The organism is Shimia gijangensis (assembly GCF_900142085.1).
GTDB classification, from domain to species: Bacteria; Pseudomonadota; Alphaproteobacteria; order Rhodobacterales; family Rhodobacteraceae; genus Shimia; species Shimia gijangensis.
Genome location: NZ_FQZQ01000028.1, coordinates 1 through 20,596 on the forward strand (window position 1 = coordinate 1; position 20,596 = coordinate 20,596).

Annotated in this window: 22 protein-coding genes and 1 tRNA gene; 3 read left to right on the forward strand and 20 right to left on the reverse strand. The window is 55.0% G+C overall.

Going from position 1 to position 20,596, the window contains the following annotated elements; translation table 11 throughout:
• Positions 1-305: 305 nt before the first annotated feature.
• The 6 genes from BUC32_RS17845 to BUC32_RS17870 form a co-directional block, all read right to left on the reverse strand.
• Positions 306-1,088 (reverse strand): alpha/beta fold hydrolase, encoded by a 783-nt coding sequence (locus tag BUC32_RS17845; protein ID WP_073256221.1) that lies wholly within the window; start codon positions 1,086-1,088, stop codon positions 306-308.
• Between the two features lie 14 nt (positions 1,089-1,102).
• Positions 1,103-1,297 carry a 2-hydroxymuconate tautomerase gene (locus BUC32_RS17850; RefSeq protein WP_073256223.1) on the reverse strand — a complete coding sequence of 65 codons (195 nt, stop codon included), beginning with the start codon at positions 1,295-1,297 and terminating at the stop codon, positions 1,103-1,105.
• A gap of 51 nt (positions 1,298-1,348) precedes the next feature.
• On the reverse strand, positions 1,349-2,383 hold the full coding sequence (locus BUC32_RS17855) for an LLM class flavin-dependent oxidoreductase (RefSeq protein ID WP_073256326.1): 1,035 nt from the start codon (positions 2,381-2,383) through the stop codon (positions 1,349-1,351).
• 100 nt (positions 2,384-2,483) lie between these two features.
• Positions 2,484-3,347 carry a lysophospholipid acyltransferase family protein gene (locus tag BUC32_RS17860; RefSeq protein WP_073256226.1) on the reverse strand — a complete coding sequence of 288 codons (864 nt, stop codon included), beginning with the start codon at positions 3,345-3,347 and terminating at the stop codon, positions 2,484-2,486.
• Entirely contained in the window at positions 3,344-4,114 is a 771-nt protein-coding gene (locus BUC32_RS17865) for a GNAT family N-acetyltransferase (RefSeq protein ID WP_073256229.1), read from the reverse strand. Before BUC32_RS17865 ends, BUC32_RS17860 begins: the two co-directional genes overlap by 4 nt.
• A 129-nt stretch (positions 4,115-4,243) precedes the next feature.
• Entirely contained in the window at positions 4,244-4,423 is a 180-nt protein-coding gene (locus tag BUC32_RS17870) for a DUF3553 domain-containing protein (protein WP_073256232.1), read from the reverse strand.
• 30 nt (positions 4,424-4,453) lie between these two features.
• Between BUC32_RS17870 and BUC32_RS17875 the strand changes: the two genes are divergently transcribed.
• Positions 4,454-5,050: a histidine phosphotransferase family protein gene (locus tag BUC32_RS17875; RefSeq protein ID WP_073256235.1), complete on the forward strand. Its 597-nt coding sequence runs from the start codon at positions 4,454-4,456 to the stop codon at positions 5,048-5,050.
• Positions 5,051-5,075: 25 nt separating this feature from the next.
• On the opposite strand, the gene BUC32_RS17880 is transcribed toward BUC32_RS17875, so the two are convergent.
• The 7 genes from BUC32_RS17880 to BUC32_RS17910 form a co-directional block, all read right to left on the reverse strand.
• Positions 5,076-6,341, reverse strand: a complete 1,266-nt coding sequence (locus tag BUC32_RS17880) for a glutamate-5-semialdehyde dehydrogenase (RefSeq protein ID WP_073256238.1) — start codon at positions 6,339-6,341, stop codon at positions 5,076-5,078.
• Positions 6,342-6,410: 69 nt separating this feature from the next.
• On the reverse strand, positions 6,411-7,517 hold the full coding sequence (gene proB, locus BUC32_RS17885; RefSeq protein ID WP_073256241.1) for a glutamate 5-kinase: 1,107 nt from the start codon (positions 7,515-7,517) through the stop codon (positions 6,411-6,413).
• Positions 7,505-8,542: a GTPase ObgE gene (obgE, locus tag BUC32_RS17890; RefSeq protein WP_073256244.1), complete on the reverse strand. Its 1,038-nt coding sequence runs from the start codon at positions 8,540-8,542 to the stop codon at positions 7,505-7,507. The genes proB and obgE overlap by 13 nt, the downstream gene beginning before the upstream one ends.
• Before the next feature lie 55 nt (positions 8,543-8,597).
• Complete coding sequence (locus BUC32_RS17895) at positions 8,598-9,137, reverse strand: GNAT family N-acetyltransferase (protein ID WP_073256247.1); 540 nt, start codon at positions 9,135-9,137, stop codon at positions 8,598-8,600.
• 13 nt (positions 9,138-9,150) lie between these two features.
• Positions 9,151-9,744: a LysE family translocator gene (locus tag BUC32_RS17900; protein ID WP_073256250.1), complete on the reverse strand. Its 594-nt coding sequence runs from the start codon at positions 9,742-9,744 to the stop codon at positions 9,151-9,153.
• 79 nt (positions 9,745-9,823) lie between these two features.
• The gene (gene rpmA, locus BUC32_RS17905; RefSeq protein WP_073256253.1) at positions 9,824-10,093 is read right to left on the reverse strand and encodes a 50S ribosomal protein L27; all 270 of its coding nucleotides are present in this window, start codon (positions 10,091-10,093) and stop codon (positions 9,824-9,826) included.
• A gap of 23 nt (positions 10,094-10,116) precedes the next feature.
• On the reverse strand, positions 10,117-10,725 hold the full coding sequence (locus BUC32_RS17910; RefSeq protein WP_073256256.1) for a 50S ribosomal protein L21: 609 nt from the start codon (positions 10,723-10,725) through the stop codon (positions 10,117-10,119).
• A 390-nt stretch (positions 10,726-11,115) separates the two neighbouring features.
• Between BUC32_RS17910 and BUC32_RS17915 the strand changes: the two genes are divergently transcribed.
• Positions 11,116-12,204, forward strand: coding sequence for an endonuclease/exonuclease/phosphatase family protein (locus tag BUC32_RS17915; RefSeq protein WP_073256259.1), 1,089 nt, complete (start codon positions 11,116-11,118; stop codon positions 12,202-12,204).
• Between the two features lie 85 nt (positions 12,205-12,289).
• Here BUC32_RS17915 and BUC32_RS17920 read toward each other — a convergent pair whose 3' ends face one another.
• A complete protein-coding gene (locus BUC32_RS17920; protein WP_073256262.1) occupies positions 12,290-13,138 on the reverse strand; it encodes a DUF2059 domain-containing protein in 849 nt (282 codons plus the stop codon).
• A gap of 116 nt (positions 13,139-13,254) precedes the next feature.
• Here BUC32_RS17920 and BUC32_RS17925 point away from each other — a divergent pair.
• Positions 13,255-13,344: transfer RNA gene (locus tag BUC32_RS17925), tRNA-Ser, on the forward strand.
• A gap of 441 nt (positions 13,345-13,785) precedes the next feature.
• Here the strand turns inward: BUC32_RS17925 and BUC32_RS17930 are convergent.
• Genes BUC32_RS17930 through BUC32_RS17955 form a run of 6 tightly spaced genes read right to left on the reverse strand, consistent with a single transcriptional unit; the run spans position 13,786 to position 20,595 of the window.
• The gene (locus BUC32_RS17930) at positions 13,786-15,294 is read right to left on the reverse strand and encodes an aldehyde dehydrogenase (NADP(+)) (RefSeq protein WP_073256329.1); all 1,509 of its coding nucleotides are present in this window, start codon (positions 15,292-15,294) and stop codon (positions 13,786-13,788) included.
• Positions 15,295-15,296: 2 nt separating this feature from the next.
• Entirely contained in the window at positions 15,297-16,292 is a 996-nt protein-coding gene (locus BUC32_RS17935) for a 4-hydroxythreonine-4-phosphate dehydrogenase PdxA (protein ID WP_073256265.1), read from the reverse strand.
• Between the two features lie 2 nt (positions 16,293-16,294).
• On the reverse strand, positions 16,295-17,005 hold the full coding sequence (locus BUC32_RS17940) for a GntR family transcriptional regulator (RefSeq protein WP_073256268.1): 711 nt from the start codon (positions 17,003-17,005) through the stop codon (positions 16,295-16,297).
• A gap of 1 nt (position 17,006) precedes the next feature.
• Entirely contained in the window at positions 17,007-17,921 is a 915-nt protein-coding gene (locus BUC32_RS17945; protein WP_073256271.1) for a dihydrodipicolinate synthase family protein, read from the reverse strand.
• Entirely contained in the window at positions 17,918-19,093 is a 1,176-nt protein-coding gene (locus tag BUC32_RS17950; RefSeq protein ID WP_073256274.1) for an L-rhamnonate dehydratase, read from the reverse strand. The genes BUC32_RS17945 and BUC32_RS17950 overlap by 4 nt, the downstream gene beginning before the upstream one ends.
• Positions 19,094-19,095: 2 nt before the next feature.
• Positions 19,096-20,595, reverse strand: a complete 1,500-nt coding sequence (locus BUC32_RS17955) for a tripartite tricarboxylate transporter permease (protein ID WP_073256277.1) — start codon at positions 20,593-20,595, stop codon at positions 19,096-19,098.
• Position 20,596 lies beyond the last annotated feature (1 nt).

Genomic DNA, 20,596 nt, shown 5'->3' on the forward strand with positions numbered 1-20,596 from the left:
ATTGGCCGAAGTCTGCGACATGTTCACACCGCAAGAATGCTGGAACTACTTTTGCGAGGCCGGGTATGCATCAGGTTAAAAGCGCGTAGCTTTAGGTGTCGGCTTCGATCAACTTATGCCCGCTGCGTACTATTGCTTCGCAATGGGCGACGAGCTCCTTGCGACTTGCAAAATCCGTCACCGCCACCGGCGCATGGCCGTGGTTTCTGAGCGGCTGACTGCCACATTGCCGGAAAACGCAGGGCATCAATCCTGAGACAGGTCTTGCGACGTCTTTGGCACCTGCTTCAGACGTCGCCAACGCGTTACATCATACCAAGGGTCTCAACGAATTTCACCATATGCCTTGCGACGTTGGCACCGTCTTCTAGCAGTATGGAGTGTTTCAGGTCAGGCAAAATCACCAGTTCCGAGTTGTCCAACTCTTGATCAATCAACAGATTCAGACGGGGATTGCATCCGCCATCATTCTCGCCTGTTAGCACCAGACAGGGATGTTTCACTTCGTGCAGCCAAGGCAGCATTTCCGTGCCCGCGTAGATGCGAAACACGTTCATGAAAACCTCGCTCGACATGCCCGTCACCTGACTCATGCGGCGTTGTACGATGTCAGAGTGATCCTCTAGAAATGCATCCGTGTACCATCGATCCTTAAGCGTTGGCAGGATGTTGGCAATGCCCTTTTCCTCCATCGCATGCACAACCGCCCAGACGTTTTTGCTGTCCTGTTCGGTGCGTCCCGCCGCCGTGGACAACAGCCCAATCGACAACACGCGGTCGGGGTATTTCCGTGCATAAGCCGGTCCAATCATGCCGCCCAGGGAATGCCCGGCAAAATGCGCCTGCTCGATGCCAAGTTTAGAGCGCAACGCCTCAAGGTCCGCGACGAGCTCATCCAACCCGAACGCACCTTTGGGCATCGGTGATTTGCCATGCCCGCGCAGATCATAGTTGATGACAGTAAAGTGCTTGGTCAGCACCGGCATGCAGTAGCGCCACGTATCTCGCGCAGCGCCAATCCCATGGATCAGAAACAGCGGAGGGCCTTCGCCCTCGATAGAGTAAGCGCAGTCAATGGACTGTGTCATAAGGGTTTCCTTTTTTAATCCGGGAACAGATCGCAACACAGCTCACCCGCCGCACCCCAGTCTTCTTTTTCGACTTCAGTGATGACAACCGTCAAACTCTTTGCGGTGCCACCACAGGTTCTGACAAAGGCCTCGGTGACCTCTTTGACCAATTCTCGTTTTTGATCGCGACTGCGACCTTTGAACATTTCCACGCGGATGATGGGCATCGGTTTCCTTTCTGAATTATCGTGAGGACAGGCTTTGGATGTTTTGCCCCATCACGCCGTCACAGGCGCGTCAGAGAAATGCGGCGCAACCTCTTCTGCAAATTGCTGCAAATTCTCCAGCGTCTCGGTCTGCGACATTCCAAAGTTGCAACTAAAGATCAGACGATCAAGGCCGAGGTCAGAATAAGCACCCAGCTTGTCGACAATCTCTTGTGGCGATCCGATCAGTAGAATGTCGTCCAGCTCGGTGCGGGTTTGCTTGCGGGGGAGCTCCTTGATGAGTCCGTTTTCAACGATACCGGGCCCGGTGAACACATTATCAAACCGGGCGTAGTATCGCTCGGCCTGTTCCAGAATGCGCGCATGGTCCGCCGCGGAATTAGCGACAAACCCAACCCGAGACAATGAGAGTGTCAACTCTTTGCCTGTATCGCCCATTTCATCTTTTGCTCTGTTGAACGCCGACACCTGATCCAACAACAATTGATGCTGACCGGCGAGCGGCGTGGTTTGGATATGAAAGCCGCGTTTTGTGCAGTGATAGATGCCCTCGGGGTTCAAAACCGCCATCATCATCTGAGGGCCGTTCGGCGTTAGGGGCCGAGGCATGACAGTAACAGGATCGAATTTATAGTATTTCCCATCGGCACTGACCTCTTCTTGGGACAGTAGCTTTTGTAAAAGGTCCAAAGATTCGTTGAACTTCTCAAGTGTTTCATCCATCGGAACGCCGCATCTGGCCATCTCATAGGCAAAGGCACCACGACCGACGCCCAGCATCAAACGCCCATTGGTGAAAATGTCGGCGCACACGACCTCGCCAGCGTAAATGCGCATGTCGTGCAGCGGCAGAACCGCAATTGAGGTGATGATCTTGAGGTGCTCAGTATGGGCGGCGATCTGCGTTGCAAATTGCAATGGCGCAGGCATCATCAGAATGTTCAGCAAGTGATGCTCGGTGATCGAGACCGAGTCGAACCCAAGAGAGTCGGCCAGCTTTGCCTGTTCGAGCATGTCGGCAAACACACGATCTCCCCCATACGTTTTGTCCGGATAGTAGGGGCTCAACTGAATGCAAAACTTCATCGGATCCTCACGAAAGCGAAACATTGGTCAATCGAGAGTGGTCGAAAAGTCAGAATTGATAAATCGAAAAATTATCACCTACTGATTGAAGAAGGTGAAATTATGGATCGATTGGTCCGGGACCGCTCTGATTTCCGTCCGGCGTCAAAAGATGCCCCCCTCGTACAACGCCCTCGCAATAGGCGGCCAGCGCCTTGCGACTGGCAAAGTCACGCACCGCGACGGGGGTATGATAGATCAGTTCAACACGCCCCTGAGGGCTTTGAGACAACGTTTGCAGCAGGTGTTCACCAAATTCCATGTCGCCCCACCACCCGTAGAACCGCGCATCTTCCCCTGCGGGCGCGTGGTACATCACTGTGACGGGCTGCACATATAGGGCGTCTCGCAGTTCGGGTGCAAAAAAGGCAGCAAACAGCGTCGGCTTGAACGGCAGAACCCGCACTGCATCTGTGCTGGTGCCTTCGGGAAAAAACAACAGCTTATGCCCAGCCAGAAGACGTGCCTCAAAAACTTCTTTTTGCCGTCTGGCCTCCTTGGGATCGCGTTTGATGAACACGGTCCCCGTGGCTTTGGCCAGCCAGCCAATGCCCGGCCATTTGGCCACCTCGGCTTTGGAGACAAAGTAAATCCGCTTGCGCGCATTCAAAGCAAAAATATCAAGCCATGATGAATGGTTGGCAACAACCGCACCGCGCTGTGTCATCAAGTCACCGCGGGCCGAAAACTTCATGCCCAACACCCAAAAGGCGGAGCGGCATACAAATTGCGTAATAAAAGGTGTCCAGGGGCGGTGCAGGCCGTGTATCGGTTTTTCGATCACCCGGACCAGCAGCAAAATACCAAGGCATCCAAATACGATGCTGCCAAGGATTACGCCACGTCCCAAAACTCGCAGCCATCCCAAAGCCGAAATACGGTGTTTTTCGGGATAGTTTTCATGCTTGTCCCAAGATGAAGTCACGCGATCAAGCCTTTGGTATATAGTGATTTTTGCTTTTTATTCATGCGTTGCGTGTCCAACACCAGACAGACATCGGTGGTATTAAACGCGTGATCGACATAGGCGCCCTCGCCGACAAAACCCCCAAGGCGCAGATAGGCTTTGATAAGTGCCGGGACCTCGAGCATGGCTTTGCGCCGATCAATGTCGGCTTCGGGGATCAAATCCATGCTCTGAAAATGCTCTGGCTGCGCGCGCACACGCAGATCTATAGGAGCGAGATGGCGATGGTGTAAAAGGGACAAGGGTGCCGCCAAATCATCGGTATTTGTGCCGTGAAATGACGCCACTCCAAACAGAACTTCGATTTCATGTTCCAAAACATAGGCCGCGAGCCCATTCCACATGTGAAACATGGCCGCTCCGCCGCGATAGTCGGCATGCAAGCAACTGCGCCCCAGTTCCAATAGCTTGCGCCCACTCGCCTTCAGAACGCTCAGATTATATTCGTCTTCCGAGTAGAATTGCCCAATCTCTGCGGCCTTTGAGGACTGCAAAAGCCGATAAACACTCACCACCTGATCCATTGGGTCGGCTTTGATCGCGTGGTCAATCAGGATCAGATGATCAAAATGTGGGTCGAACCGATCCTTCTCAAGCCGGTTGACGTCATCCACAAGGCTACCATGACCGCCCAGTTCTTCGACGAAGACTTTATAACGCAGGCGTTGCGCGGCCATCAATTCTTGCGGTGTCTCGGCAAGTTTCAGAGTGAACTGAGGGTCCATGAGCGTGGTTAGAAACCTGTTGATTAAGTTGCGCTGTTCTTAAAGAGACAGCCCAAGCTTGGCAATATAGCGCTGGTGGATAACCCTGCGACACTCTACCATAGATTGATTTGTCGGTGAGTTGATATTCTATTTATACACTGGCGAAAGGCTAATCCGATATCCGTTAATAACTACTTTACCTTCTTCCCGGAAATTTACAGTGATTTTTCCGTTGATGTTGGATTGCACCTGTCCAGTGCCCCAATCGGGCTGGTCAGGGTGTTTCACCAGCATACCGGGCTCAAGAAATGCGTTCAGGTCTTCCATGACCGACAACCTACAGGATGAAACTGGGGCATGACACAGAATAATATGGATTTTTCAGCCCTCGTTGGCTCGCGTATCTGCCACGATCTGATCAGCCCCGTGGGCGCGATTGGGAATGGGGTTGAACTGATTGGTATGGGCGGCAGTAGCGGGCCAGAGATTGAGCTGATTGCGGACAGTGTGGGCAATGCCAACGCCCGCATTCGCTTTTTTCGCATCGCTTTTGGGCTGGCTGGAACCGAGCAAATGGTTGGCGTCAATGAAGTCCGCACGACGTTGAATGACTTGTCAGCTGGTGGGCGGGTGTCCTACGCCTGGGATGTGATGCGCGACGTGCCACGCCCGGAACTGCGGGCGGGTTTTCTGGCCTTGATGTGTCTGGAAAGCGCTTTGCCGCTTGGTGGCTTCATAACCATCACCGAAAACGCCAACCGTTGGCAGTTCACTGCGCAAGGCCGAAAAATTAACTTTGAAGACAACCTTTGGGCCGACCTTACCCGCGCCAATCGCACGGTTGAGGTTACACCGGGACGTGTTCAGTTTGGCCTTTTGCCGCAAATCGTGGACGATCTGGGACGCGAACTTGGAGTGCGCCGCGAGGCAGAACAGTTGACGCTTAGCTTTTAGATGCCGTCCTGGCAGAGCATGCGGGCTAAGCCCGCACGGTGCCGTCGCCTTCGACAATGTACTTAAAGCTGGTCAGTTGCGCAGCCCCCACCGGACCCCGGGCGTGCATTTTGCCCGTGGCGATCCCAATTTCAGCCCCCATGCCAAACTCTCCGCCATCGGCAAATTGAGTAGAGGCATTGCGCATCAGAATGGCGCTGTCCAGTCGTTCAAAAAACCGGGCGGCTGTGGCATCATCTTCTGTGATGATGCAGTCCGTGTGGTTTGAGCCATATTGACGGATATGAGCAATTGCCTCGTCGACATTCGACACCACGCGTGCGGCGATATCCATATCAAGGTATTCTTTGCCCCAGTCTTTGGCTGTTGCGGTGGTGGTTCCGTCGATTTTCTGAAGGCTCTCGTCTGCATGTACGGTGACGCCCGCATCAATCAACGCGCGCAAGACGTCCTGCCCGATGGTGTCGATAAGGCTTTCGTGGATCAGCAAACACTCGGCAGCGCCACAAATTCCGGTACGGCGGGTTTTGGCATTCATTACCACGTTCAGCGCTTTTTGAGGATCTGCCGCGACATCAAGATAGACATGCACAATGCCTTCAAGGTGGGCAAATACCGGCACGCGAGCTTCGCGTTGTACAAGCCCGACCAATCCTTTGCCTCCGCGCGGCACAATGACATCAACGGTGTCGACCATGGTTAACAATTCCTGAACCGCTACCCGGTCGCGAGTTGGGACCAGCTGAATGGCGTTTTCGGGCAGATTGGCGCATTTCAAGCCTTCGACCAGACAGGCATGAATGGCGCTTGATGAATGGAAACTTTCAGACCCACCGCGCAGGATCACCGCATTGCCAGACTTCAGACACAAGGCACCCGCATCTGCGGTCACGTTGGGACGGCTTTCGTAGATCACGCCAATAACCCCCAAGGGTGTGCGCACACGTTTGATATGCAAACCACTGGCCATGTCCCATTCGGATAGCACCTCGCCCACAGGATCAGGTTGTTCTGCCACCGCGCGCAAACCGTCCACGATGCCACGCACGCGGGTTTCGTCCAGCATCAGGCGATCCATCATCGCTGCGGACAGGCCCTTATTACGTCCGTATTCCAGGTCTTTTTGATTGGCCTCAATGATGGTCGCGCGATTTTTCCACACCGCGTCTGCCGCACCTATGAGGGCCGCGTGTTTGCGTTCCGCCGGTGCAAAGGCCAGCTCCGCGCTCGCAGCTTTGGCATTGGCACCAATTTCAGCCATCAGGGCGGGGATGTCTGCGATGTCTTTCATCGGGTCTGTCCTTTGTGTGATTTGCAAGGGCCGGAGCCTCCGGCGGGAGTATTTTTAGCGAAATGAAGCCTAGAGTGCCATATCATCTCGGTGGATCAAGGCCGTGCGTCCCGGATAGCCTAGAATGGCTTCGATTTTGGAGGAATGTTGACCTTTGATTGCGTCAGCTTCGGCTGCGGCGTAGGCGGCCAGCCCCTGCCCCAGTTTGTGTCCATCCGGACCCAGAATAGCCACGGGATCACCTCGGCTAAAGGCTCCGCTGACAGCGCGCACACCGGCGCTGAGCAGGCTTTTTCCGCTCTTCAGGGCGTTGATGGCTCCGGCGTCGACGGTGATGTCGCCTTGGGGTTTCATCGAGCTGATCCAGCGCTTGCGCGCCTGTTGCGGCGTGCCTTGCGCCGTGAACCATGTGGCATTGGCCCCGTTTTCAAGGGCTTGCAAGGGCCGCAGTGCGCTGCCCTCGGTGATGGCCATGGCGCAGCCACCTGCGGTCGCGGTTTTGGCTGCAAAAATCTTGGTGATCATGCCGCCCTTGCTGAGCCCGCTGGTGCCCTCACCGGCCATCGCTTCAATCTCGGGCGTGATGTCGTTGATCACGTCATAACGGCGTGCGTCTGGATTGGTCATCGGATTGTCGGAATAAAAACCATCTACGTCTGACAGCAGGATCAGCAGGTCCGCACCAGTGGTCAGCGCCACCTGAGCTGCCAGCCGATCATTATCGCCGTAGCGGATTTCATCTGTGGCCACGGTGTCGTTTTCATTGACGATTGGCACCACGCCGAGGCTCAGAAGTTGCTCCATTGTGGCGCGGGAATTGAGATAGCGTCGACGGTTGGCGCTGTCTTCAAGCGTGACCAGAACCTGCGCCGTGGTGATTTCATAAGGTGTCAGGGCCTCTTCATAGGCGCGCGCCAGCCGGATTTGTCCCACAGCGGCAGCGGCCTGCGATTGTTCCAGCGGTAATTCCGTGCGTGGCAGGTTCAAAACCCCCCGTCCAAGGGCAATTGAGCCCGAAGACACCAACACCACATCCGCGCCGCGGGATTTGAGCATTTCGACATCTTGGGCAAGACCCTTTAGCCAATCCAGACGCAAATCGCCACTGTCCCGGTCGACCAACAAGGCCGACCCGATTTTGACAACAATTCGTTTTGCGTTGGTTAAGGTCGCCAAGGTTCGGGCTCCTCTTCGACGCGTTTTTCACGCAGCCGGTTGTCGTCAATTTCGGCACGAAGGGCACGCAGCACATCCACGATGCCCTCTTGGCTGACGCCAGACATCAGCATCACCTTGGCGCCCGTTGCGGCCTCAATTTCGTCCTGAATAAAGGCGCGTTCTTCGTCGTCCAGCGTATCGATTTTGTTGAGCACAGTGACACGGGGTTTTTCTGCGAGAAAGCCGCCGTAGTTCTCAATTTCACGAATGATGGTCTGCATGTCTTCGATCGGGGACCCGGAGGTTCCGTCAATCAAATGCAACAACACCGAACAGCGTTCGACGTGGCCAAGGAACAGATCCCCCAACCCTTTGCCTTCCGAGGCGCCTTCGATCAGACCCGGAATGTCGGCGACCACAAATTCAACGTTGTCCACACCAACAACGCCCAGATTGGGATGCAGGGTTGTGAATGGATAGTCGGCAATCTTGGGGCGCGCATTAGATGTGGCCGCCAGAAATGTGGATTTACCCGCATTTGGCAGACCCAAAAGCCCCACATCAGCAATTAGTTTCAACCGCAGCCAAAGCGTGCGCTCGACCCCCGGCAAACCGGGGTTGGCGCGACGTGGAGCCTGATTGGTTGAGGATTTGAAGTGCAGGTTGCCAAAGCCGCCGTTGCCCCCTTTGGCCAACAGGACCTTTTGACCGACTTCGGTCAGATCACATATCACTGTTTCCTGATCTTCATCCAGAACTTCGGTGCCAACAGGCACGCGAAGAATGATATCATCGCCGGTCTTGCCAGTGCGCTGCTGCCCCATACCGGGGATACCATTGTTGGCGAAAAAGTGCTGCTGATAACGGAAATCGATCAGCGTATTCAGGCCTTCGACCGCCTCGGCATAGACCGAACCACCATTGCCCCCGTCGCCGCCATCGGGTCCACCGTATTCGATGTATTTTTCCCGGCGAAACGACACACAGCCGCCGCCGCCGCCGCCCGAACGGATGTAAACCTTGCACAGGTCGAGAAATTTCATGATCTACATCCTTTTCGGGTTCTGTCCCGTCTGATAGCGCGGGCAGCGCGTCGCCTCAATCCAATTTGAGGCTATAGGTCCAAGTCGGCACTGCGGCATTGCGCGCCACCGAAAAACTTTCTGCGTCGCCAAGGTATTGAAAGCCGCAATTGGTCAGCACCCGCGCCGAGGCCGGGTTGTCCTGAAAGACGGCCGCATACAGCGTGTCGCTGGCCAGTGGATTGGCGTCGATCAGCGACCGCACCGCTTCCGAGGCGAGCCCGGTGTTCCAAAACGCCGGCGCCACCCAATAGCCAATTTCAACCTTACCAAAATCAACCCGCTTAAGGCCGATAATGCCCATCAGTTCCGAGCCACCGTCTGCGCTTGCATCCAGTGCCCAGACATCTTCGATACGCTCGTCGCTTTGCGCGCGGGTGACATAGGCGTCAACACTGCCGGGTGGCAGCGGGTGTGGGATCGAAGACGTCATGCGGGCAACGGTCGCGTCACCTGCATACATCTCGATCAATCCCTCGTCAGACCGCCGCAGCGGGCGCATGACGAACCGTTCCGTTTCAATGACGGGTTGGTTTACAATCGTGTCATGTTTCATGTGCCTGTCCTCCTCAAAACAGTACATACAGAACGGAAGCTACTGTTAATGCAGCCAAAGTTCTCATCAAGTAGATTTCCGCAGGTCGTCCTGCGACCAAGCGGGCGATCTGGTCTCCTCCGTAAGTCCAGATCGGGTGAAAAACGGTCTGGCAAGCCAATAGACAGATGGCGATTGTCGCCGTGGCTTGCAAGGTTGGCGTGCCAGGGGTCACGAAAGTGGTAAATCCCGTGATGATCATCGCCCAGGCTTTGGGGTTAAGCGGATGCACCGCCAAACCCGCCGCAAAACCGGGAGGTGTTTCGACTGATGCGCCGTCCGGAGACAGACGCAGGTTCGCAACTCTCCATGCCAACCAACAAATATAAGCGATGGAAGCCCATTTCAGGGCCTCAAACAGCCATGGCACAGCGTCGGCAATAGACATCAGGCCAAATCCTATTGGCCAGATAATCAGCTGTTTACCCAGCGCTACACCTGCCACAAACGGCAATGCTGCGCGAAACCCAAAGCGTGCACCCGTGGCCAGCAACGCCATATTGGCCGGGCCGGGTGTTGCCACCTGGCTCGCCGCAAAGGCTGTAAAACTGATCAGGGCCACGCTCATCACGTCACTCCAGCGTGCAAAAGAAAAGGGACCGGCGTTTCCGCCGGTCCCCTAAAATGTCTCATACCTTAAGGTCGGCTTATTCAGCGGCCTCCGCCACTGGGAGAACCGAAATAAAGGTGCGGCCCTTGAGGCCTTTGTGGAACTTTACGTTGCCATCAACAGTTGCAAAGATTGTGTGATCTTTGCCCATGCCAACGCCCTCGCCCGGCCACATTTTTGTGCCGCGCTGACGCAGGATGATGTTGCCTGGGATAACCAGCTCTCCACCGTATTTTTTTACTCCAAGACGACGACCCGCTGAGTCGCGACCGTTGCGGGATGAACCGCCAGCTTTTTTATGTGCCATATCGTTGGTCTCCTAACTTCAGCTTATTTCGCCAGATCGGCTGCTTGAGCAACCCACTCGGCTTTGACTTTTACAGCATCAAAGCTGTCCACGTCTACGGCTGCCAGCTGCGCAAAGGTTGTGACACCTGCGTCGTTCAGCTTTTTGGCGGCTGCGGGACCCACACCAGTGATGGCTGTCAGGTCGTCGGCGGCGGCGGCGGCGGCAGGTGCTTCAGCTTTAGCGGCGGCTTTTTTAGGAGCAGCTTTCTTAGCAGCAGGTGCAGCGGTTCCGGCAGGTGCCGAACCCAGAGCAGCCTTAACACCGGATTTGTCTGCGCCAGAGGCCAGAATATCGGTGATTTTGACCAGTGTCAGTTTCTGACGGTGGCCAACGGTGCGCTTGGACGAGTGCTTACGACGGCGCTTAACGAATTTGATGACTTTTTCGCCTTTGATCTGGTCGATCACTTCGGCTTGAACGGCAGCACCGTCCACCCGTGGCGCGCCTACGACGGTTTTGTCTCCGCCCAGCATCAGCACTTCGTTGAATTGTACGGTTTCGCCAGCGTCTGCAGCCAGTTTTTCGACGCGCAGGATATCCCCTGCCTCGACTTTATACTGCTTACCGCCGGTCTTAAGGACTGCGAACATGTCCTGTTTCCTTTGATTTCCCGCGTCCTGTGGCCCCCAATCGGGAGTTGTGGCAAATGCCGCCTCGAACTGCGCGTCCCGTTTGGGACCGATGTTTCAATAAAACACGGCGCAAGGAACACCTTACGCCGGGATGGGCGGCTTATCGGGCTATTTGCGTTGGGTGTCAAGCAGCAAGATGTGACGATCAGAAACTTGCCAGACATTCCCGCCAAAAGACACGGCCTTCACTCGGTGACATTTTGTATAACCTCAAAAGATAGACTAACGTCCAGACTGATTTCCTTGAAAAAAATCGTTTTCTGGCCCAAAATAGCGCCAAGTTCCACGTTGTCAGCCGGACGTAATATTTCGCGTTTTGCGCTGCAACCAATATTTTAGGAGCAAAAAATGTTTTATTCACGCGTTAAGAAGACAAGCAACCCAGAGCGGACAGCACGGAAATTACTGGCCTTAAAAGATGCTCTGGCCGCGCAAGTCCCATCAAAATGCGACGACAAAGTTCTCCTCGCCACCTGGAACATAAGAGAGTTCGACTCCCTAGCCTATGGAGACCGTTCCTTAGAGTGCCTTTACTACATTGCTGAAATTCTCTCGCATTTTGATCTGATCGCCGTCCAAGAGGTTCGCGAGGATATCAATGCGCTCGACGATGTCGTCAACATCTTAGGAAAGAGCAACTGGGACTACATCGTTTCGGATGTGACCGAGGGCAAGCCTGGAAACCGCGAGCGCATGGCCTTTGTCTATAACAAGAAGTCCGTTTCATTCAATCGTGTCGCAGGCGAGATTGTTATTCCCCCAAAACGCGTGAAAACGGCAGCTGGTGACAAGGTCTATGAACCCGCCAATCAGCTTTATCGCACGCCTTACATGTGTGGATTTCGGGTTGGATGGTCCTATTTGCTGCTCTCGACCGTTCACATCATTTATGGCAAGGACACCGCAAACAATCCGGACCGTGTCGAAGAGATTGAAACAGTCGCCGAGTTTCTTGCCAAACGTTCGCGGGAACGTCAGGATTATGACCGCAATAATCTTGTGCTTTTGGGCGACTTTAACATTTTTTCACACGGCGATGTTACAATGGAAGCCATCGAACGGGCCGGGTTTGAGGTCCCTGAAGAGTTGCAGCACGTTCCACCAACCAATGTCGGCAAAAAGCCAAGGCACTATGACCAGATCGCCTTCAAATCAAAGCCCAAGCGTTTTGAAACCACAGGTCAGGCTGGCGTTTTTGATTTCTTTAACGTTGTTTACACAAACGATGATGAAGCCATCTATGCGCAAGCGATGGGTCCCGCCTATCTTAAGACATCCAAAGGTAAAATTCGGGATGCCAAGGCCAAGACAAGTTATTATCGCACCTATTGGCGAACGCATCAGATGTCCGATCATCTTCCCATGTGGATACAGCTTAAGACAAACTTCGCCAAAGACTATCTGAACGATATTGTAGCAGAAAGCACGACACCCTAGTTTTCGCCACTTGCGACGATTGTCCTATGGCCGCGATACGGGTCGAGAGCATCAGCTGGCCAAGTCTATTCGCGTGCGCCCTGCCCTACAAATCCTGCTGAGGCTGCATATTCCCCATTTTGGTTGCCAGTAATTGAAACCGGTTCATCATCACCTCAAAATGCACGGCATTCATCAGCTCATACACCACCTGCATATCCGGGTGTTCCAGCGCTTCAGTATAGGCCAGCACTTCGGCGTCGCTAAATTCGCGGTAAGTATAGGCGGAATTGGCCAGCGATGAGGCTTCCATTTCAAGGCGCATGGCGTTTTCGTTTTCTGCAAGCGCCGCGCGCAGCCCGTCTTCATCAATTTTCAGATCAATCACCCCCGCATAAGACGCTGCCAGAATGAACCGGATCTGAATTTCCTGCACGGCTTGGGGCCCGATATCATTTGGGTCGATCGCGTGGTTCATCCGCCGCAGCAGTTCTATACGTTCACTGCCATCCTTGACCATTTCGGCCACTATTTCGCGGCCCGTGTCATATTTCACGGTATCATCTTCGAAATGCGAGACGTTCTCAGCTTCGACCAACCGCAAACCCAGATCGCTGGCATAGAACTCTGCCGCGTGGGCCAGATAGGAGTCCTCCAAGGTTTCAACGAGGATCTTGGTCGCGCGTTCCTGCATAACCTCCGGATCAAAAACCTGTTTGGACACAAACCGCCATTCCGCCCCAAAATCACCGGCGTCCAGCCCCAGCATTTCCGGCGCGCTTTCGGCTGACAGGGCAATTGAATCAATGGCCACATCAAACCCGGTGACTTTCAGGAAAGCTTCGACCGCGCTGCGGTCCGCAGCCCTTGTTTGAGGTGCAAGGACGACGACAGACATAACGGCCAGCAACACGGCGGCCAAAACAACACGGATTTTCTGCAGACCTTTGACCATTGTGATATTCCTCCAAACGCTTTCCCTAAACCTAAGGCATTAGATTTCACAAACAATGCAAAACCCCTCTTGCGCGCCCTGAAAAAGACGATTAAACGCCCCTCACCAGACCCCGCGGAGAGGTGCCAGAGTGGTCGAATGGGGCGGTCTCGAAAACCGTTGTCCCTTCACGGGGACCCAGGGTTCGAATCCCTGTCTCTCCGCCAGATACCCCTGAAAATATTAAATTTTTCTTGATTCGCGCGGCTGTACCCGCCATCATACCCGCCAACCTTGAATTAGTGTTAGTGTAAGTGCATTCGGTGAGAACGCTATGAACAGGATTAGAGATGCGGCACATTTTGACACTCTAGGCGGTTTCCAGACATTCGCTGTATGTTGTTGCAAGGCCTGCTGTGCGGGACAATACCGACCTTACACCTAAAAGCCTCAATGGTAGTCCCGGCCTAAAGCGGTCGTTAGCCCATCTTGCGGCGAATGCCCGCTGTGAGCCCATTTTTACCAATGCCGCGTGAAGTGTGAACAGGTTAGAAGCGCGCAAAGCGGCCATTGCGGCGCAGAACTGGCGGCTCAAGGCTGCCCTGCACGCTCTCAACAACCTATGACAGGTTGTTACACAAACTATGATGCGCGCCGCTGCTTCTGCGCTAAAATGGTTCCTGCAACAGATCAGAGGGCATATTCTGAAAGCACACGGGCCGTAGGAACCGCCTGATCGACATGGTCCCGACGGAGGTTGCTCCGAAATTTGTAGAAGCAGGATAAGGCCCTCCGTGAACCATGGTGTCGCTGACCTCTACACCTGTCGGGAAGCCATTTACCAGAATGCGCCCGGCTTTGCGTTCGAGGATAGGCATCAGCGATTTAGCGGTCTCCATATCGCTATCATCCATGTGCAGCGTACAGGTCAGTTGTCCCTGAAGAGCACGAGCAACTGTGTGCATCTGATCGATATCGTCCGCGACGACAATCAGACCAAGCGGGCCGAAGACCTCTTCGCCCAGTTCTTCGTTAGCCAACCAATGTTCAGCGGTTGTCTGATATAGATATGGTGTGGCGTTTCGCCGATCACACATCGTGGTCAACACATCCTGAACGCCCACGCTGGCGGCGATGCGTGATTGTCCGTTTCGGTACGCTGTGGCAATCCCATCGGTTAGCATGGTTTGCTCGCCAACTTGCCCTAATGTTTCAGCTGCGGCCTCGGTCAGGGCCTTGGCATGATCTTTGAGGATTACGGCAATTCCGGGGTTGGTGCAAAACTGCCCGGCCCCCATTGTCAGCGACCCGGCCCAGCCTGCGCCGATCTCCACCCCGCGCGCCGACGCGGCCTCAGGCAGGATGAACATCGGGTTCACTGAACCCAATTCGCCAAAGAACGGGATCGGCTCGGGGCGTCCAGCGCAAAGGTCGAAAAGTGCGCGGCCACCAGCAAGCGATCCGGTGAACCCTACCGCCTTGATCAGCGGGTGTCGCACAAGCGCTTGACCCACGTCGCGCTTCCCACCCTGCACCAGAGAAAACACTCCGGGATGCATGCCACAAGTTGCAATGGCAGCGTGGATGGCCTCGGCCACGATTTCACCGGTGCCGGGATGCGCCGAATGACCCCTGACCACAACCGGGCATCCTGCGGCCAGCGCTGCGGCGGTGTCTCCGCCTGCAGTCGAGAACGCCAGCGGGAAGTTGGACGCGCCAAAGACAGCCACAGGGCCGATTGGGCGCTGGATCATTTTGAGATCCGGGCGCGGCAGCGGAGCACGATCCGGCAAGGCCACATCGTGACGACTGTCAAGGTAATCGCCGGCAAGAATATGCGATGCGAACAGGCGTAGCTGTCCTGTGGTGCGACCGCGCTCGCCTTGCAGGCGAGCTTCGGGTAGGCCCGTTTCCTGGCTGCCGATTTCTGTGATGGCCTCGGCGCGCGCCTCAATTTCATCTGCGATGGCAATCAGCAAGGCCGCGCGGTCTTCGCGGCTGGAATAGCCATAACTCCAAAATGCCTCTTCAGCAGCCTGAACGGCATTATCGACATGCGCCGGGGTCCCAACCGAGAAGTCATGTGACGGTCCATGTGCAGGTTCTGAGACAAAGTGGTTTTCTCCGTCAACCCATTGACCTGCGATAAGGTGTTTTCCGTGTGGTTTGAATGTCATGTTCATTTATCCCAATGTGTGACCATGTCACAGGCAATATCAAAGGCGGCGCGGGTAGCACCGACGTCTGCTCGGCCCTGTCCGGCAATGTCAAAGGCTGTTCCATGCGCGGGTGTCGCGACCGGAACCGGCAAACCGCCCTGAACGGTTACCCCACGGTCAAAACCCAACAGCTTCAGAGCGATCTGGCCCTGATCGTGATACATGGTGACCACGGCATCGATTTCCTTGGCGACAGCTTTCAGAAATACGGTGTCCGAAGGCCAAGGACCATCGACGGCCATTTGGCCCTGAGCCAGTTTGCGCACGGTGGGCTCGAGGATATCGATTTCTTCGGTGCCAAAGTTGCCGCCGTCACCAGCGTGCGGATTGATGGCCGCCACCGAAATACGCGGACGTGCAACTCCTGAGCGGCGCAAAACATTGTCGATCAAGTGCACGGCCTCTGTCACTCGTTCTTCGCTGATCGTGTCAGCCACGTCGCGCAGTGCGATGTGGCTGGTGACGCGGCTCGTCCACATGCCGTCCAGAGTGTTCAGTTCCGAGATATAGTTGGTCACACCTAGTTTCTCGGCCATATAATGCAGCTCATCATCATGCCCCAAGCCTGCAAGATGCATTGCAGCCTTGTTGAATGGGCCGAAGACAACGGCATCAATCACGCCAGCCTGAACGAATTCCAAAGCCCGATCCAGAGTTTGTAACACCGATGCGCCGCCCTCTTGGGTGACTTCGGCAACCCTGACTTCATCCGACGCGATGGTGTCCATTGCGTGGTGGGCGAAACCTTGGTCAACAGACCAGTCGGCTGTGACATCGACAGGTGTCAAATCATAAGCGCACTCAGCCACTTTCTGGCCGGCCTCAAAAACATGGGCGTCGCCAATCAACAGAATGTCTGCAGCGTCATTCACGCCCTCAGAAGTTAGAAGGCGGGCGATCAGTTCCGGCCCGATGCCGCTGGGGTCACCGGGAATAATGCCAATTTTGGGTTTCATATTCAGTCCTCGGGTGTTCTGTCCGCGTCATCTGAGTGAATGCGGGCGATGTTCTCGATTGTGCTTTTAAGATGGTCTCTGAGTGCGCGGCGCGTTGCCTTAGCATCGCGTTTTTGCAGAGCATCTGTGATGTCAGCGTGTTGCGCCAAAGTGTTGTCCCGGCGGTCGACTTGTTGCGATGACAGAAAGCGCGCGCGCCAAAGGCGGGCGTTGTACTGTCTGTGGGTCTCGATCAGGGGTTCGTTGCGGCTGGCTTCGACGATGGCAGCATGAAACTGCATATCCAGTTGAAAAAACTCAAGCGGCTCAAGTTGCGACGAGTTACTGGACATACGTGCACCCAAACGCACGATCTCTGCAATCTCGGCCATTGTGGCCTCGATACAGGCCGTTTCACCGGCCAGCGCTTCGAGAGCGCCGAGTACGGAAATGTATTGCGTAAGTTCATGCAGTGACGGGTCGGCGACACGCGGGCGACGGGTGGCTGAGTATTCAACAAGCCCCTCGATTTCCAACAATCGCAACGCTTCGCGCAGTGGCGTACGAGACACGCCCAGAGCTTCGGCCAGATCGCGTTCTGGAATTGCAGTTCCGGGGGCAAGTTTGCCCAGCAGGATAAACTCCCGCAAATTGTCTGCGGCTTCTTCGGCCAGCGTACGGCGGGGGCGTACTCCGCCTTCTTCTTTCAAGCTATCAATCCAACTATTGCTCAAATCATTTCCCCCAGTTCAATACAATCGGGTCGAGTGGTCGCAACAAGTCGATCAAACGCGAGCGGATCGCAGGGTGCAAGGGCGGAATCGGGTGGCGGCAAAATTCGGATTTGATGACGCCCCCTTCCACCATTGCAGCTTTGCATGACTGCCATCCACATTGACGGTTTTCATGGTTAATTGCCATGGCCACACGCCCATAGGCGGCGGTCGCTTCTTCGACGCGGCCAGCGTAGTGATGTGTGAGAACCGGCTTGATTTGATCCACGATCATGCCCGATGTCATAGACCCGGTTGCACCGGCGTCCAGATCTGCCAGCAAAGTAATGGCTTCTTCTCCGTCAAAGGGGGCTTCGATGGCGTCGCCACCTTCTTCGATCAGCGCGCGAATTTTGTTGGCTGCCCGTGGGCATTCGATCTTGAACAGCTTCACAGCCTCGATCTCTGTGGCCATGCGCACCAGCAATGGAACAGGCAAGTCGACCCCGGATAATGGCGCATCCTGAACCATGATCGGGATGCCAATCTCGCCCACAGCTGCGAACTGTTCAAAACTCTGTTCTGGTGTGCCTTTCAGCAAAGCGCCATGATAGGGCGGCATCATCATGACGATATCTGCCCCTAAATCCTTGGCGAACTGAGCGCGCTCAACGGCGATTTGGGTGGCGTAGTGGCTGATCGTGACGATCACCGGAACGCGGCCCGCAATGTGTTCAACCGACAAACGGGCGAGAACCTCGCGTTCCGCATCCGAAATCAAGAATTGCTCCGAAAAGTTGGCCAGAATGCAGATTCCATCAGCGCCCTGGTCGATCAGACAGTCCAGAACGCGTTTCATTCCCTCTAGATCAAGCGTGCCGTCATCGTTGAACGGCGCCGGAGCAACTGGCCAAATACCTGTGTATGTGCGGCTCATTCGGTTACCTCAAAGTCATGCAGATACTTGTCCGAAATCTCGATCCCAAGTCCGGGTTTGTTGTCATCCAGATCAAGGTACCCATCGACCGCATCCGGATCGCCATCGAAGATGTAGTAGAACAGCTCGTTGCCGACCTCGACGTCGAAGACCGGGAAATACTCGCTGATCATGCAGTTCGTATTGGCCATTGTCAGGTGATAATTGTGCATCTGCCCGGCGTGCGGGATCACGGGCACCTGAAAGGCTTCGGCAACGGCGTTGATCTTTTGGGCTGCGGTGATGCCACCAACACGGTTTGTGTCATATTGCAGAACGCTCACAGCCTTCTTTTCGATCAGATCTTTGCAGCCGATCACCGAAAACTCGTGTTCCCCACCTGAGATTGGAACGATACCCATTGCATTCAGCTCGCGGTAGCCTTCCACATCATCAGCGATCACCGGCTCTTCCAGCCAGCGGGGTTCATATTTGGCCAACTTGGGCAGCATCCGCTTGGTGTAGTCGAGGTTCCATCCCTGATAGCACTCCAGCATCAGGTCCACATCATAGCCAACAACTTCGCGCACGGCTTCCACTCGCTTGAGGTTTTCGCGCATGCCGGCCATCCCGTCCTTGGGACCCCAACCAAAGCGCATCTTATAGCCCTGATAGTTGTTCTTCTTTGCCTCTTCCGCTTCGGCCTGCATCGCCTCGATCGAGCTCGAGTAAAGCTTGGAGTAATAGACTGGGATTTTTTCCTTGGTGCGTCCGCCCAGAAGTTTGAATACTGGCTTACCTGTTAACTTGCCCATTAGGTCCCAGATGGCGATATCAATCGCTGAAATGGCTGTCATACCAACGCCCTTGCGGCCCCAGGCATGTGAGCGGCGGTACATCTTTTCCCAGAGGTAGGCATAATCAAACGGATCCTCGCCGATCACCATGGGCGCAAACCATTCATCAATGGCTTGCTTCACGACATTTGGCGCAAGGGCCGCGTTGCCAATGCCGATGGTGCCGTCTTCGGTTTCGATTTCGCAGGTCAACCACTGGTGAAAGCGGAAAGACGACATCGCATCACCTTTTTCCCACAAAACATCGCTGGCATTGGTGCAGAAGTTGCCGGTCGGAGGGACAGTTTTACCCTTCCAATTCCAGACACGGGTGCGGACTGATTTGATTTTTGTCATTGTTATTCTCCAGTCGACTTAAGCGGCGAGCGTTGTTTGAAAAGGCGTCCCCAGACCATCGGGCCAAACAGGGCCAGAACCGTGAGAACAAAGAAGAAGAGCGACAAGGGGCGGGTCAGCATGAGCCACCATTTTTCGTCCAGCATGACCATGGACTGACCCAACCGGGTTTCCAGCATACCGCCCAAGATCAAGCCGATAGCCATGGGTACAACCGAAAAACCGTGACGGCGCATGAAGAACCCGAGGATGCCGGAACCGATGGCAATCCATACATCCATCATGGATTGTTCCAGCGCATAGGCGCCGACAATCGAGAAGATGAACACAATGGGCCAGAGTATCTGGATCGGAATCAGCGTGACACGGGCGAAAATCTTGGCGCCCCAAAGGCCGATGAAGAAAAAGATCACATTGACCAGCATCATCGACCAGAAGATTGCGAAGGCAAAATCCGCCTGCTCAGTGAACATAGTGGGGCCAGGGCGTAGCCCGTGAACCATCAGACCCGCCAGAATAACAGCGGCGGTCGGGCTGCCTGGAATACCCAGGGCAAGGGTCGGCACCATCGCGCCACCTGTGGCCGAGTTGTTGGCCGCTTCTGATCCAGCGATGCCTTCGAGTGAACCCTTGCCGAACTCTTCCGGGTTTTTCGACCAACGTTTGGCTTCGTTATAACCAATCATCGAGGCAACGGTTGCGCCTTCGGCTGGCAGAATGCCAATGAAAGTACCAATGCCTGAGGAACGCAGAATGGTTTTCCAGACACGTTTGTAATCTTCTCGGCTGGGTAGCATGATGGCTTTCATAATGACCGGCTTGCGTTCCACATGCAGGTTATCGGCCTGAACAAGCAATTCACTGATGCCAAAGACACCAATCATGACGGGCACAAAGGGAATGCCTTCGCTCAGTTCATTCATACCAAAAGTGAAGCGTTCGACCGAGGTCAGCAGGTCAATGCCAACCGTCGCAATCACCACACCAAACGCACCGGAAAGGATGTTTTTAATGGGGGAGCCATCGCCGATGGTGGCCAGCATGGAGAGGCCAAAGACGGTCAAAGCAAAATACTCGGGCGGTGCAAAGTTATACGCGGCACGCGCCATCAGGGGGGCGGCGGCCATCAGGCACACAACCGAGATGATGCCACCGATGGTCGAGGACACAGCGGCCATGCCAAGCGCGCGGCCTGCCTCGCCTCTTTGGGCCAAGGGATACCCGTCAAGGCACGTGGTGGCACTGGCAGAAGTTCCCGGAGTGTTGATGAGAATGGCGGTTATCGCACCCGCAAAGGTGGCGGCACAGTAAATTGTTGTCAGAATCGCAATCGCCGGGACCGGATCCATGGTGATCGTAAATGGCAAGAGAAGGGCGACGCCTGTGGTGGCGTTGAGACCCGGAAGGGCACCGACAAGTACGCCTCCAAGCGTGGCGGCAAAGATCAACGCTAAAAGGTGCGGATCGGCCAACGCCATGAGTCCGTTAAGAGCTGCTTCCATG

Coding starts and splice junctions, on each gene's coding strand:
- BUC32_RS17845 (WP_073256221.1), bottom strand. CDS start 1,088: ATGACACAGTCCATTGACTGCGCTTACTCTATCGAGGGCGAAGGCCCT.
- BUC32_RS17850 (WP_073256223.1), bottom strand. CDS start 1,297: ATGCCCATCATCCGCGTGGAAATGTTCAAAGGTCGCAGTCGCGATCAA.
- BUC32_RS17855 (WP_073256326.1), bottom strand. CDS start 2,383: ATGAAGTTTTGCATTCAGTTGAGCCCCTACTATCCGGACAAAACGTAT.
- BUC32_RS17865 (WP_073256229.1), bottom strand. CDS start 4,114: ATGGACCCTCAGTTCACTCTGAAACTTGCCGAGACACCGCAAGAATTG.
- BUC32_RS17870 (WP_073256232.1), bottom strand. CDS start 4,423: ATGGAAGACCTGAACGCATTTCTTGAGCCCGGTATGCTGGTGAAACAC.
- BUC32_RS17875 (WP_073256235.1), top strand. CDS start 4,454: ATGACACAGAATAATATGGATTTTTCAGCCCTCGTTGGCTCGCGTATC.
- BUC32_RS17880 (WP_073256238.1), bottom strand. CDS start 6,341: ATGAAAGACATCGCAGACATCCCCGCCCTGATGGCTGAAATTGGTGCC.
- obgE (WP_073256244.1), bottom strand. CDS start 8,542: ATGAAATTTCTCGACCTGTGCAAGGTTTACATCCGTTCGGGCGGCGGC.
- BUC32_RS17895 (WP_073256247.1), bottom strand. CDS start 9,137: ATGAAACATGACACGATTGTAAACCAACCCGTCATTGAAACGGAACGG.
- BUC32_RS17900 (WP_073256250.1), bottom strand. CDS start 9,744: ATGAGCGTGGCCCTGATCAGTTTTACAGCCTTTGCGGCGAGCCAGGTG.
- rpmA (WP_073256253.1), bottom strand. CDS start 10,093: ATGGCACATAAAAAAGCTGGCGGTTCATCCCGCAACGGTCGCGACTCA.
- BUC32_RS17910 (WP_073256256.1), bottom strand. CDS start 10,725: ATGTTCGCAGTCCTTAAGACCGGCGGTAAGCAGTATAAAGTCGAGGCA.
- BUC32_RS17915 (WP_073256259.1), top strand. CDS start 11,116: ATGTTTTATTCACGCGTTAAGAAGACAAGCAACCCAGAGCGGACAGCA.
- BUC32_RS17920 (WP_073256262.1), bottom strand. CDS start 13,138: ATGGTCAAAGGTCTGCAGAAAATCCGTGTTGTTTTGGCCGCCGTGTTG.
- BUC32_RS17930 (WP_073256329.1), bottom strand. CDS start 15,294: ATGACATTCAAACCACACGGAAAACACCTTATCGCAGGTCAATGGGTT.
- BUC32_RS17935 (WP_073256265.1), bottom strand. CDS start 16,292: ATGAAACCCAAAATTGGCATTATTCCCGGTGACCCCAGCGGCATCGGG.
- BUC32_RS17945 (WP_073256271.1), bottom strand. CDS start 17,921: ATGAGCCGCACATACACAGGTATTTGGCCAGTTGCTCCGGCGCCGTTC.
- BUC32_RS17950 (WP_073256274.1), bottom strand. CDS start 19,093: ATGACAAAAATCAAATCAGTCCGCACCCGTGTCTGGAATTGGAAGGGT.
- BUC32_RS17955 (WP_073256277.1), bottom strand. CDS start 20,595: ATGGAAGCAGCTCTTAACGGACTCATGGCGTTGGCCGATCCGCACCTT.